Annotated in this window: 10 protein-coding genes; 5 read left to right on the forward strand and 5 right to left on the reverse strand. The window is 56.0% G+C overall.

Annotated features, from left to right (window positions below):
• The first annotated feature begins 66 nt into the window (after positions 1-66).
• The 3 genes from ACFX4U_RS07975 (at position 67) to xylR (ending at position 4,048) form a co-directional block, all read left to right on the forward strand.
• A complete protein-coding gene (locus tag ACFX4U_RS07975) occupies positions 67-1,608 on the forward strand; it encodes a xylose ABC transporter ATP-binding protein (protein ID WP_313509454.1) in 1,542 nt (513 codons plus the stop codon).
• A complete protein-coding gene (xylH, locus tag ACFX4U_RS07980; protein WP_305734697.1) occupies positions 1,586-2,767 on the forward strand; it encodes a xylose ABC transporter permease XylH in 1,182 nt (393 codons plus the stop codon). Before ACFX4U_RS07975 ends, xylH begins: the two co-directional genes overlap by 23 nt.
• 102 nt (positions 2,768-2,869) lie before the next feature.
• On the forward strand, positions 2,870-4,048 hold the full coding sequence (gene xylR / locus ACFX4U_RS07985; protein ID WP_017458213.1) for a D-xylose utilization transcriptional activator XylR: 1,179 nt from the start codon (positions 2,870-2,872) through the stop codon (positions 4,046-4,048).
• A 47-nt stretch (positions 4,049-4,095) separates the two neighbouring features.
• Here the strand turns inward: xylR and ACFX4U_RS07990 are convergent, their stop codons facing one another.
• The gene (locus ACFX4U_RS07990) at positions 4,096-4,923 is read right to left on the reverse strand and encodes a protein bax (RefSeq protein ID WP_249880215.1); all 828 of its coding nucleotides are present in this window, start codon (positions 4,921-4,923) and stop codon (positions 4,096-4,098) included.
• 315 nt (positions 4,924-5,238) lie between these two features.
• On the opposite strand from ACFX4U_RS07990, the gene ACFX4U_RS07995 reads away from it, so the two are divergent.
• Together ACFX4U_RS07995 and avtA are read left to right on the forward strand one after the other, a co-directional pair.
• Positions 5,239-7,275: an alpha-amylase gene (locus ACFX4U_RS07995; protein ID WP_313509458.1), complete on the forward strand. Its 2,037-nt coding sequence runs from the start codon at positions 5,239-5,241 to the stop codon at positions 7,273-7,275.
• Positions 7,276-7,424: 149 nt separating this feature from the next.
• A complete protein-coding gene (gene avtA, locus ACFX4U_RS08000; RefSeq protein WP_349350383.1) occupies positions 7,425-8,675 on the forward strand; it encodes a valine--pyruvate transaminase in 1,251 nt (416 codons plus the stop codon).
• Positions 8,676-8,864: 189 nt separating this feature from the next.
• Here the strand turns inward: avtA and ACFX4U_RS08005 are convergent, their stop codons facing one another.
• The 4 genes from ACFX4U_RS08005 to ACFX4U_RS08020 form a co-directional block, all read right to left on the reverse strand.
• Positions 8,865-9,338: a 4Fe-4S dicluster domain-containing protein gene (locus ACFX4U_RS08005; RefSeq protein ID WP_305734695.1), complete on the reverse strand. Its 474-nt coding sequence runs from the start codon at positions 9,336-9,338 to the stop codon at positions 8,865-8,867.
• Positions 9,339-9,691: 353 nt separating this feature from the next.
• Complete coding sequence (gene selB, locus ACFX4U_RS08010) at positions 9,692-11,536, reverse strand: selenocysteine-specific translation elongation factor (RefSeq protein ID WP_313509462.1); 1,845 nt, start codon at positions 11,534-11,536, stop codon at positions 9,692-9,694.
• On the reverse strand, positions 11,533-12,909 hold the full coding sequence (gene selA / locus ACFX4U_RS08015) for an L-seryl-tRNA(Sec) selenium transferase (protein WP_313510293.1): 1,377 nt from the start codon (positions 12,907-12,909) through the stop codon (positions 11,533-11,535). The genes selB and selA overlap by 4 nt, the downstream gene beginning before the upstream one ends.
• A 91-nt stretch (positions 12,910-13,000) precedes the next feature.
• A complete protein-coding gene (locus tag ACFX4U_RS08020) occupies positions 13,001-13,609 on the reverse strand; it encodes a glutathione S-transferase (RefSeq protein WP_313510290.1) in 609 nt (202 codons plus the stop codon).
• Positions 13,610-13,806 lie beyond the last annotated feature (197 nt).

Here is a 13,806-nt window from a genome sequence, read left to right on the forward strand (position 1 = left end):
GCCTGCGGGCGCGTCGGCTGCCATCTCTTTCAGGCGCTGTATATCAGCGAATGACGTGGAGCAGCCATGCCTTACTTACTTGAAATGAAAAATATCACCAAAACTTTTGGTGTCGTAAAGGCGATAGATAACGTCAGCCTGCACCTTAACGCGGGTGAGGTGCTCTCGCTGTGCGGTGAGAACGGTTCGGGTAAATCCACGCTGATGAAAGTGCTGTGTGGGATTTACCCGGCTGGCAGTTACGAGGGAGAAATTGTTTTTGCGGGCGAAACCCTGCAAGCCAGCCATATCCGCGATACCGAGCGAAAAGGTATCGCCATCATTCACCAGGAGCTGGCGCTGGTGAAACATTTAACCGTGCTGGAAAACATTTTCCTCGGTACGGAAATCACCCGTCACGGCGTGATGGACTACGACCAAATGACGCTGCGCTGCGAAAAATTGCTCAAACAGGTGAGCCTGTCGATTTCGCCGGATACCCGGGTGGGCGATTTAGGGCTCGGGCAACAGCAACTGGTCGAAATCGCCAAAGCGCTGAACAAACAAGTGCGGCTGCTTATCCTTGATGAGCCCACCGCTTCGCTGACCGAGCAGGAAACCGCCGTGCTGCTGGATATTATCCGCGACCTGCGTAACCACGATATCGCCTGCGTTTACATTTCCCACAAGCTGAATGAAGTCAAAGCGATATCGGACACCATCTGCGTTATCCGTGATGGCAAACATATCGGTACGCGTGATGCCGCTGGCATGAGCGAAGACGACATCATCACGATGATGGTAGGTCGCGAACTGACCGCGCTCTACCCCAATGAACCGCATGCGACAGGCGACGAGATCCTGCGCGTTGAACATCTTACCGCCTGGCATCCGGTAAACCGTCATATCAAACGGGTGAACGATATTTCATTCAGCCTGAAGCGCGGCGAGATCCTTGGCATCGCCGGGCTGGTCGGCGCAGGGCGGACCGAAGCGGTGCAGTGCCTGTTTGGCGTCTGGCCGGGGCGCTGGGAAGGGCAAATCTTTCTTGATGGCAAAGCGGTACAGATCCACAACTGCCAGCAGGCTATCGACTTTGGCATTGCCATGGTGCCGGAAGATCGCAAAAAAGACGGCATCGTGCCGGTAATGGCAGTGGGCAAGAACATCACGCTGGCGGCGCTTAGCCAGTTTACCGGCGCGTTAAGCAGCCTGGATGACGCCGCCGAGCAGGCGTGCATTTTACAGTCGCTCCAGCGGCTAAAAGTGAAAACATCCTCCCCGGAGCTGGCTATTGGTCGCCTGAGCGGGGGCAACCAGCAAAAGGCGATTCTCGCCCGCTGCCTGTTACTTAATCCGCGCATCCTGATCCTTGATGAACCCACGCGCGGCATCGATATCGGCGCGAAATACGAAATCTACAAACTGATTAACCAATTAGTGCAGCAGGGGATCGCCGTCATCGTTATCTCATCTGAGCTCCCCGAAGTGCTGGGATTAAGCGATCGGGTGTTGGTGATGCATGAAGGCAAGCTAAAAGCCGATCTCATCAATCGTAATCTGACCCAGGAGCAGGTCATGGAAGCGGCGCTGAGGAGCGAACATCATGTCGAAAAGCAACCCGTCTGAAATCAAGTTAACTACCGCCTCACCAGGGGCTTTTTCCGGGCTAAAGTCCCTTAACTTACAAGTATTTGTGATGATTGCCGCCATTGTGGTGATTATGCTGTTTTTCACCGGCATGACCGATGGTGCCTACCTGAGCGCGCGTAATATCTCCAACCTGCTGCGCCAGACCGCCATCACCGGCATCCTGGCTGTGGGAATGGTGTTTGTGATTATCTCCGCCGAAATCGACCTTTCCGTCGGCTCCATGATGGGGTTGCTCGGTGGCGCGGCGGCGATTTTCGATGTCTGGCTGGGCTGGCCGCTACCGCTGACCGTGGCGGTAACACTGGTGCTCGGCCTGCTACTCGGCGCCTGGAACGGCTGGTGGGTGGCGTATCGCAAAGTCCCGTCATTTATCGTCACGCTGGCGGGGATGTTGGCTTTTCGCGGCGTACTGATCGGCATAACCAACGGCACCACGGTTTCGCCCACCAGCGCTGCAATGTCGCAAATTGGTCAAAGCTACTTACCAGACGGCGTCGGTTTCGGCGTGGGTCTGCTGGGCCTGGTGGCTTTTGTGTTCTGGCAGTGGCGCGGACGTATGCGCCGCCAGACGCTGGGGCTGGCAACCTCTCCCTCCACAGCGGCGGTCGGCCGTCAGGCGCTCATCGCGGTGATTGTGCTTGGAGCTATTTGGTTGCTGAATGATTACCGTGGCGTCCCCACGCCGGTACTGCTGCTGGCGTTTTTGCTGCTGGCAGGCATGTTTATGGCAACGCGCACTGCGTTTGGCCGCCGTATTTACGCCATTGGCGGTAACCTGGAAGCGGCACGGCTTTCCGGTATTAACGTCGAGCGCACCAAACTTGCGGTATTCGCGATTAACGGATTGATGGTGGCGATTGCCGGTTTGATCCTCAGCTCGCGCCTCGGAGCTGGCTCACCTTCTGCCGGGAACATCGCCGAACTGGACGCCATTGCCGCTTGTGTGATTGGCGGCACCAGCCTTGCAGGCGGTATTGGTAGCGTCGCGGGTGCGGTGATGGGCGCGTTTATCATGGCGTCGCTGGATAACGGCATGAGCATGATGGATGTGCCGACGTTCTGGCAATACATCGTCAAAGGAGCCATTTTGCTACTGGCCGTGTGGATGGATTCTGCCACCAAACGGCGGGCCTGAAAGTTGTGAATTAAGGCGCGATCACACTGCCGGATCTTTTTTATTCATCAGTTTGATGAATATGATAATGAGATCGGATGGAAAGTCAGGAAGCAAACCAACATGTTTGAGAAGCGCCATCGCATCACGTTGTTATTTAATGCCAATAAAGCCTACGACCGCCAGGTTGTCGAAGGGGTCGGCGAGTATTTGCAGGCCTCGCAATCCGAGTGGGATATTTTCATTGAAGAGGATTTTCGCGCCCGCATTGAAAATATCAAAGAGTGGCTGGGCGATGGCGTGATTGCCGATTATGACGATCGGGATATTGAGCGGCTGCTGGCGGATGTTGACGTGCCGATTGTCGGCGTGGGCGGCTCTTATCACACACCGGAGCACTACCCGCCGGTGCATTACATCGCGACCGACAACTACGCGCTGGTGGAGAGCGCGTTTTTGCATCTGAAAGAGAAAGGCGTGCACCGTTTTGCGTTCTATGGCCTGCCGGCCTCCAGCGGCAAACGCTGGGCGGTAGAACGTGAGCACGCCTTCTGCCAGTTAGTGGCGCAAGAGAAGTACCGCGGCGTGGTTTACCAGGGGCTGACCACCGCGCCAGAGAACTGGCAACATGCGCAAAACCGGCTGGCGGACTGGCTGCAAACGCTGCCGCCGCAAACAGGGATTATCGCCGTGACCGACGCACGCGCGCGCCATGTTCTGCAAGTGTGTGACCATTTACATATTCCGGTGCCGGAAAAACTGTGTGTGATAGGCATCGATAACGAAGAACTCACCCGCTATCTTTCACGCGTTGCGCTCTCTTCCGTGGCGCAGGGAACCCGGCAAATGGGTTACCAGGCGGCAAAGCTGCTGCATCGTCTGCTGGATAACGAAACCATGCCGTTACAACGATTACTGGTGCCACCGGTGCGCGTAGTGGCGCGGCGCTCGACGGATTACCGCTCGCTGAATGACCCGGCGGTGATTCAGGCGATGCATTACATTCGCAATCACGCCTGTAAAGGCATCAAAGTGGATCAGGTGCTGGATGCTGTCGGCATCTCGCGTTCAAACCTGGAAAAGCGTTTTAAAGAAGAGGTCGGAGAGACAATTCACGCGGTGATTCATGCGGAAAAACTGGAAAAGGCGCGTAGCCTGCTGATATCAACGTCGCTCTCCATCAATGAAATCTCACAGATGTGCGGCTACCCGTCGCTGCAATATTTCTACTCGGTGTTTCGCAAAGAGTACGACAGCACACCAAAAGACTATCGCGACCGCTATAGCGAAATCCTTATCTAGCACAAAGAAAAACGCCTTCCGGCTGGAAGGCGTTTACAGAGTTGATATTACATATGGGCGGCGATTAACTGCTGATTGTCCTGATACATGGCAAACAGGTAGTTGTTGTAACTCTCGCCACGGGTTGAGTAACCCTTCAGCTTGTGAATCATGTTGGTTGCGGTCACTTCCTGGTCCGCTTTACGCAGCTGCGCACGGGATTTACGGAATGACGCATAGGCCGTGTGCGTATTCAGGTTGGTGACGTAAGCATCAACCGATTCCTGCAGGGAGTTGAAGTGAGAGTAACCTTTCACTTTGCCAGCCCCGTTTTTACAGGCACCTTTCGCACATTTCATGCCAAACAGATTGTTGTTGGTACGCGCCAGTTTTGACGTGCCCCAGCCACTTTCTGCCGCCGCCATGGTAGCAACCATGCTGTCGGGGATAATGTCTACACGCTCCAGCAGGGCGTTCCATGGGATACGACGCGTATTCCCGTTCCAGCTGATTTTGTAGCGTTGAGTAATATCCTTCAGACGCGTGCGCTCGGCAGGCGACCATTGGCTGTTGTACTGTTTTGACAGCAACCAGTTACGCTCGGCGGTAATCGCAGAGTTTTTACTGGTGATATAAGGCATTACCGTCCGGAGAAACGCTTTTTTCCTTGGTGTTCCGGAAGGGTATTTTCGCAAATCAGGAAGTGAACTACTTTTTACACTATTGCGAGAATACTCTTGTTTACTGCTTGCCTGTTTTTTTACGCTTGCCTTAGTGACGTGGGCTTTGTGACTCGCTGTTTCTGTGTGCGTCTTTGCCAGCACCCCACCTGAAAATATCAAGGTGGAAAACATGAGTATCGTGGCCCCAAGTCGTCGCATGGGTATCGATATCATTAGGTCTCCTGGTCGGATATGAACATTCCAACACCTTCTTTTTTGCACGATTTTGAGAGCTGAATCTCAAATCATACCAAAAATAGCCTGCAAGAGCACGTACAGAAATAATCCAATTCTGAAATCATGTCACCAGGAAACTGCACACAAAACGGACAATCTCTTATAAATGTGGCGGTTATCGCAAATTCACATCAACGATATGTGCGCTATCGCTCACCCTGCTCCCTCCTCCCTGGCGATTACGACCAGGGAGGAGTTTCCCCGCCAGGCGGAGTGGCAAACTGGGTAAAATCGCCATCACTGGGACATCCGATGAAACACTCCGCACTGTTACTGCTGTTGCTTCCCGGCATCGCTCTCGCCAACTGGTCCGCCGCCGGTTTTCCCCCTTTAACTGACGACGGCACCGGTCTCTGGCGCAGTCAGGCTGCGCTGAAAAAAGGCGAGCATTCGATCGCGTTACAGCAGGGTCAGCAATGCTGGCAGCCCGCCAGCGACATCAAGCTGAACCAAATGCTTTCGTTGAAGCCTTGCAGTGGGCGTACGCCGCAGTGGCGGATATTCCGTGATGGCGATTACCAGATACAACTCGATACCCGCTCCGGCACGCCAACATTGCTTCTAAGTGTTAAAAGCGAGGCCAGCGAAACACCGGTTAACGTTACGCGCCAGTGCCCTGTGCGTGACGATAAGCCGCTGACCGTGCCTGTTGGCAACACCTTCCCCGAAGGCAGCCTGGTACGCGATTTCTACAGCCAGCAAACCGCCACGGTACGCGACGGGAAAATCACCCTGCAGCCCGTGCCGGAAAGTGACGGTCTTTTGCTGCTGGAAAAAGCGCAGACGCAGGGCGCAGCCCCCTTTCAGTGGCATAACGCCACGGTCTATTTTGTCCTTACCGACCGCTTCGTGAATGGCAATCCCGCCAATGACAACAGCTACGGGCGGCACAAAGATGGCATGCAGGAGATTGGCACCTTTCACGGCGGCGACCTGCAAGGGCTAACCAGCAAACTGGATTACTTACAACAACTTGGCGTTAACGCGTTATGGATAAGTTCGCCGCTGGAGCAGATCCACGGTTGGGTTGGCGGCGGTACAAAAGGCGATTTCCCCCACTATGCCTACCACGGTTATTACACGCAGGACTGGACGCGCCTCGATGCCAACATGGGCAGCGAAGACGATCTGCGTAAGCTGGTTGATGAAGCACACCGACGCGGCATTCGCGTACTGTTTGACGTAGTCATGAATCACACCGGCTATGCGACGCTGGCCGATATGCAAACCTTCCAGTTCGGCGCGCTGTATTTGAAAGACGAAGAGCGTAAAAAGATCCTCGGTGAACACTGGACAGACTGGCGTCCCGCCGCCGGGCAAAGCTGGCACAGCTTCAACGATTACATCAACTTTAGCGATAAAAACGCCTGGCAAAACTGGTGGGGTAAGAACTGGATCCGCACCGATATCGGCGATTATGACAACCCCGGTTTTGACGACCTCACCATGTCGCTGGCATTTTTGCCGGATCTGAAAACCGAATCCACCACGCCTTCCGGGCTGCCGGTGTTTTATCGCCACAAGCCGGATACGCACGCACATGAAATCGCAGGATTTACGCCGCGCGATTATCTCACCCATTGGCTCAGTGAATGGGTGCGCGAGTACGGCATTGACGGCTTTCGCGTTGATACTGCCAAACATGTCGAGTTGGCAGCCTGGCAACAATTAAAAACGCAGGCCACGGCGGCGCTCGCCGAATGGAAAAAGGCCAATCCGCAGAAAAAAATCGATGACGCCCCTTTCTGGATGACAGGCGAATCCTGGGGCCACGGTGTGATGCAGAGTGATTATTACCGCCATGGTTTTGATGCGATGATCAATTTTGACTATCAGCAACAGGCCGCCGACGCAGTATCGTGCCTGGCAAATATGGATACCGTCTGGCAACAGATGGCCGACAAACTGCAAAGCTTTAATGTGCTGAGCTATCTCTCCTCGCACGATACCCGCTTGTTCCGCGAGGGCGGTCAACAAGCCGCAGAGCTTTTGCTGCTCGCCCCCGGCGCAGTGCAGATCTTTTACGGTGATGAAAGCGCGCGGCCGTTTGGCCCGACAGGATCCGATCCGCTACAAGGGACGCGATCGGATATGAACTGGCAGGATCTCGACGGCAAAAGCGCCGCCAGCCTGCGGCACTGGCAAACGCTGGGACAGTTCCGTGCGCGTCACCCGGCGCTGGGCATGGGCAAACAGACCACGCTTACACTGCCGCAGGGCTACGGTTTTGTCCGTGAACAGGGTGAAGACAAAGTGATGGTGGTCTGGGCAGGCGCGGCCCGCCACTGAGCCATAAAACAAATATCAGCACAATATATCGCTCAACTGCCATCGATAAGGATTAAGAGTGGAAAAGGCGCACCGGCGGCGATTTGCACCTCGCCGTTCGGAGCGCTATGGTTAGCCACTTTGATCCGCAGCCCGACAGAGCAGTAGCGATGACATTTTCACTTTTCGGCGACAAATTTACCCGCCACGCAGGCATTACGCGCCTGATGGAGGATCTCAACGACGGTTTACGCACCCCTGGCGCTATCATGCTCGGCGGCGGTAACCCGGCACAAATCCCGGCGATGACCGATTACTTCCACAACCTGCTTGCAGACATGGTGGAAAACGGCAAAGCGACTGATGCGCTGTGCAATTATGACGGCCCGCAGGGTAAAACGGAGCTACTGACGGCGCTGGCAGGTATGCTGCGTGAAGAGTTAGGTTGGGATATTGAGCCACAGAATATTGCACTAACAAACGGCAGCCAGAGCGCGTTTTTCTACTTATTCAATCTGTTTGCTGGCCGTCGCGCCGATGGAAGCACCAGAAAAGTGCTTTTCCCGCTGGCACCGGAGTACATCGGCTATGCAGATTCCGGGCTGGAAGAAGATCTGTTTGTCTCCGCACGCCCCAATATTGAACTGCTGCCGGACGGGCAGTTTAAGTACCACGTCGATTTTGAACACCTGCATATTGGCGAAGAGACCGGCATGATCTGCGTCTCACGCCCGACCAACCCGACCGGTAACGTGATCACCGACGAAGAGCTGATGAAGCTGGATGTGCTGGCGAATCAGCACAACATTCCGCTGGTAATTGATAACGCTTACGGCGTCCCTTTCCCGGGCATTATCTTTAGCGAAGCGCGCCCGCTGTGGAATCCAAACATCATTCTGTGCATGAGCCTGTCGAAGCTGGGCCTGCCGGGTAGCCGCTGCGGCATTATTATCGCCAGCGAAAAAATCATCTCCGCAATCCGTAATATGAACGGCATTATCAGCCTCGCGCCAGGCGGCATTGGCCCGGCGATGATGTGCGAAATGATTAAGCGCAAAGATCTGCTGCGCCTCTCTGAAGAGGTGATCAAGCCGTTTTACTACCAGCGGGTACAGGAAACGATCGCCACGCTGCGCCGCTATTTACCGGAAGAACGCTGCCTGATCCACAAACCGGAAGGGGCGATTTTCCTTTGGCTGTGGTTTAAAGACCTGCCAATCAGCACCGAGTTGCTGTATCAACGGCTGAAAAAACGTGGCGTGCTGATGGTGCCAGGCGACTACTTCTTCCCGGGTCTGGATAAACCCTGGCCGCACACGCATCAGTGTATGCGCATGAACTATGTGCCGGAGCCGGAGCTTATTGAAGCGGGCGTGAAAATCCTCGCCGAAGAAATTGAGAAAGCCTGGCAAGAAAACTAAAGCGAACACGCTGAATTAAGCCCTCTGTCGAGGGCTTTTTTTTCGCCAACGAACAAGGGCGCGCGTCACCTCGACCTGATGCCTTTGGGCTTAAGGCTTGCAGAACTGGCAACGGCTTTTCTTTATGATTTGCGAATCACTGCTTTCTATGGGGGGTGATTTTTAGTGCAATGCACGCCGATTTGCTGGCTAGAGCCGCTGGCTTTGCAGCCGGTTTTCACGAAGCTGCGCCGGGTTTATGCAACGCAGCGCATTGGTCGGACAAGCCTCGACACAGGCCGGGCCGTTTTCGCGATGCTGGCACAGATCGCACTTCAGCGCCTGCGCCCGCTCCTCAACGCGCATCACCTGCATGGCACCAAACGGGCAGGCAATCATGCAGCTTTTACAGCCGATACAGCGCGATTGCTCAACCAGCACCGCACCGTTGGCCCGACCGATCGCGCCGACCGGACAGACATTGGCGCAGGGTGCGTCTTCGCAATGATGACAAGTAACGGCAGTGGAGAAATCGCCTGTTTTCACCACGCGGATGCGTGCGGAAAAGGTTGCGGGTTTCACACCCGAGCAGTCCTGATTATCTTCATGCGACACCACACACGCCACTTCGCAGGTGCGACAGCCAATGCATTTGGCCGGATCAGCGATAATAAAACGGTTCATTCCCCCACTCCACCGGGCACGAAAACGACAAGGGTGCCAGAAAAAACCGCCGCAATGCTTTGATCGCAACCGGGAAAGCCGCCAGTTTTGTTATTTGCCTGAACATTTCTGGCAATTTGTAGCACGTGTTCAAAATGCCGCTAAAGGTGTGCAGGAGCCGCTCGCCAGCGCGTGTTACGCCTGCTTATCACGTTCCAGAGAATTCGCATCCGTTGCCGGGTTTCTCGCGCTTAATGTCAGGTTTTCCGTTGAGTTCTGGACGTTATGGCAGGCTACGACCAGCGCTTTCTTGCGGTAAGAAGGTTTTACGAGGGTTGATGCGGCTGGCGAAAAATCGCCAGCCTGAGGTTTAATCACTCTTTGAGGAATAACGCTTTGTCGCGCAGGATGTGGTCATTGCCACGGCGACGGGTAAAACCAATGCGGTCGAAATACTCAAGGATCTGAATCGCCAGTTTGCGGCCTACGTTCAGCGTATCGCGAAAGTCTGCCGCGCTGGTCGAACCGCGCCCCTGATCGAGATCGCGGATCATGCTGGCAAAAGTCACGATGCGATCGTTACGGTAATAACGGTCTTTGACGATAGCCGTAATCAGCCCCTGCTGTGCCGCCTGGCGCAGCACGCCGCGCATCACCTGTTCATCGACGCCGATTTCGCGGGCTAAATCCCGCACCCACCAGGGTTCGTCGCCAAACAGTGGTGAGACTTTTTGCCAGAGCTGAGCCTGTTCGTCGCTGAAACCGGCTTTATGCTCCGGCAAATGCAGCCAGCCGTGGTGGCTGTGGATATCGCCGCTCTCACGCATCAGTTCAATCAGCGTTAATACCAGCGCCTCATCTTCCATCGGCAGCGCCATACGACGCAGGCGTTCGCGCCCTGGCCCCGGCTCTTCGCGGTGCTGCTCATGGTAAGTCGCCAGCGTGTCCAGCAGTTTGCGCTGCCAGCGCGCTGCCACGGGCGCATTTAGCAGGTTATCACCCGCCCGGATAAAACCGGGGTTAGCGAGTAACGCCGCCAGACCGCTGCTACTTAACTGGCGCGCCCAGCCAAACGCGCGCAAATCCACCGCCCCGCGCGATAAATGTACGGCCAGCGCCTGGGCATCATCTTTGGCCTGCGCCAGCTCACCAATCCACGCCAGGTAATCTGCTTTGCGCTTGCCGCGACGCGGTGAGTTCAGCGTCACCACGCGCGCGCCCGCAAGCGTCGTGCGCGCGGAGATATCGCGCAGCACCAGCAGGTCGTTGTCCGCCAGCCACAGCGGCGAATCAAGCACCAGTTCGGCAAGACCATTTTCCAGCAGCGACACGCGCCCGGTAACATGGCTGGCGGCATGGTGAATATGCAACGGCTGCCATTGCGTCAGCGGAACATGAGTTTGCAGGGCGACGATTAACCGCTCGGTGGGTTCGTCGGGCTGCTGCGACAACAGCCAGTCACCGCGACTGAGCGCCTCTTTTTCCGCATCACCGGCAATGTTCAGCGCAATACGCTGCCCGGCATGAGCGTGCTCGACAGGTTGATTCTGCGCATGCAACCCGCGCACGCGCATCGGTGTATTCGCCCCGGTCAGCCACAGCGTATCGCCTACGCGGACATCGCCGGAAAGCGCCGTTCCCGTTACCACCAGCCCGGCACCTTTTACCGTGAAAGCGCGATCGAGCGCCAGGCGGAAACGCTGATGCTCAGGATGTGCGCGTTCTGGCAACTGCAACAGGTGTTCGCGCAACTCAGCAATGCCGCGCTGTTCCGTGGCGGCGGTAACAAACAGCGTCGCCTGCGGGTAACCAAAAGCCTGGAGCGTGTTTTGGACTTCCGTGCGCACGTCGGCAATGCGTGTATCATCCACGCGGTCAGCCTTCGTTAGCGCCACCGTCAGCGCCGGGTTGCCGGTCAGTTGTAAAATCGCCAGATGCTCGCGCGTCTGCGCCATGACGCCATCGTCACACGCCACCACCAGCAGCGCATGGTCAATGCCACCAACGCCCGCCAGCATATTTGAAAGGAATTTTTCATGCCCTGGCACATCAATAAAACCCGGCACGCGGCCATCCGGCTGCGGCCAGTAGGCATAACCGAGATCGATGGTCATGCCACGTTTTTTCTCTTCCGGCAGGCGATCGGCATTCACGCCAGTAATGGCTTCAATCAGGGTGGTTTTGCCGTGGTCGACATGCCCGGCAGTGGCAATAATCATTTCAGCAACATCTCCAGCAAGCGGGATTCATCATCAACACAGCGACAGTCCAGCCACAGGCGACCATCGTAAATACGGCCAATCACCGGCTGCGGCAGCGCCCGCCACTGCGCGGCCAGCATCTCCAGGCGACGGCCACTGCCATCGCGCGGGGTAAACGTCAGCGCCGCGCCAGGCAGCCTGTCGACCGGCAGCGAACCGCTACCAATTTGTGACAGACAGGTTTCCACGCGCAGCTCAAATTCGTGATAACACGCCGTCAACGCCGCGCATAAGCGCTGCGCCTGCTCGCGAATATCCGCCTCCGGACGTGTTAAGTAACGCAGCGTCGGCAGGTTCTCAATGAGTTTTTCCGGGTGCAGATAGAGGCGTAATGTCGCTTCCAGCGCCGCAAGGGTCATTTTATCCGCCCGCAATGCGCGTTTCAGCGGGTGCTGTTGCAGCTGTTCAATCAGCGCTTTTTTACCCACGATAATGCCCGCCTGCGGGCCGCCGAGCAGCTTATCGCCGGAGAAACTCACCAGACTCACACCGGCAGCAATCAGTGTCTGCGGCATCGGTTCCTGCGGCAAACCGTAGCGGCTTAAATCAACCAGCGAACCGCTACCGAGATCGACAACCACCGGTAGCGCATGTTCTTCACCCAGCGCCACCAGATCAGCTTCATCCACCGCTTTGGTAAAGCCTTCAATGTGGTAATTACTGGTGTGGACTTTCATCAGCAACGCGGTGCTGTCGTTAATCGCCTGGCGATAATCTTTCGCATGCGTGCGGTTAGTGGTGCCGACTTCATACAACACACAACCCGCCTGGCGCATCACGTCCGGAATGCGAAATGCGCCGCCAATTTCTACCAGCTCACCACGCGACACCACCACTTCGCGGCCAGCCGCCGTGGCCGCCAGCATCAGCAACACCGCTGCGGCATTGTTATTGACGATGCAGGCATCTTCCGCGCCGGTAAGCTGACAGAGAAGATCGGCCAGGGCGCGATCACGATGACCGCGCCCCGCGCCGTCGAGGTCATATTCGAGCGTCACCGGCGAGCCCATCACCTGCGCGACGGCGTCGATGGCGGCCTGCGGTTGTACCGCGCGGCCTAAGTTCGTATGCAGCACCGTACCGCTCAGGTTAAACACCGGGCGCAGCGCGCTGCTGTCGCTTTGTTCCAGCCGCTGTTGCGCCGCCGCCGCCCAATCGAGGCACCAGGCGGGTAGGGTTTGTGCTTCACGGATCTGCGCGCGCGCCTCGTCCTGCAACTGGCGCAGCGTTTGCGCCACGCGACTGTGGCCGAAAGTGGTTAATAAAGTGGCGAACGCCTCGTCACGTAACAGGCGATCGGTCGAAGGGATCTGGCTGTAAAGAGTTGTCATGAAAAGGCCTGGCTATGAGTTGCCCCCTCCCGTCAGGGGGTTTGACGTGAGGGGATTGTACAGTGACTTGCTCAGGCGGACATCATGCTTATCAAGCCTTCGGCGGTTCGGTGCGGGCGAAACTCTCGCGCTGGAACAGATTTTCCACCAGCTTTACCAATAAGGGGCGATCAACACACCAGCCGGGCGAAACATGGCGGAAATTCAGGTAACTAATAGCGCAGGCGATTGCTACCGTCGCCAGATTCAAGTCATCCACGCTCAGCGTGCCGTCTTTAAGGTAGCTTTCCAGCGCATCCAGACCGCGCGAAACCTTTTCCCGCTGGCGCAACAGTTCAGTTTCCGATTGCTGTTCGACCGGGCGCGCCAGCTCGCGAACCGAAACCAGCGCCGCATCCATAATGCCATCGCCCAGCGCTTCGAGTTGGCGAATTTTCAATGCCGCTTTGCGATCGGTGGGCAGCATGGCCGGAGCGATATTGAGCAAATCAATATATTCCGCAATGATCGGTGAGTCGTACCACACGTCGCCATCATCGGTTATCAGCGCCGGTACTTTGCCAAGCGGGTTGTACTGCGCCACGCCATTCACGGCGTTATAAGGCTGTTCATTGATAAATTCGAAGGTGATGCCCTTTTCCAGCAGGATCACCGAAATTTTGCGTACAAAAGGACTGGTATAGCTGCCGATCAGTTTCATTGCCTTCTCCGTTTCCGCCAACAAAAACCTAAGTATGAACGAGCGGGCGTAGATTGTTTCATCAAGATGAAAACTTCTGCCGCTACTGTGCATATCGCAGCAGGCAGTGAAAGGAAGTTACAGGTTCTGCAGGTCGTCAAAAACACAGTTTGCTGACGATCACATTCGGAAAAGTCCTGACGAAAATATCTTGTGAT

The organism is Kosakonia sp. YIM B13588 (assembly GCF_042788165.1).
In the GTDB taxonomy this organism is placed as follows: domain Bacteria; phylum Pseudomonadota; class Gammaproteobacteria; order Enterobacterales; family Enterobacteriaceae; genus Kosakonia; species Kosakonia sacchari.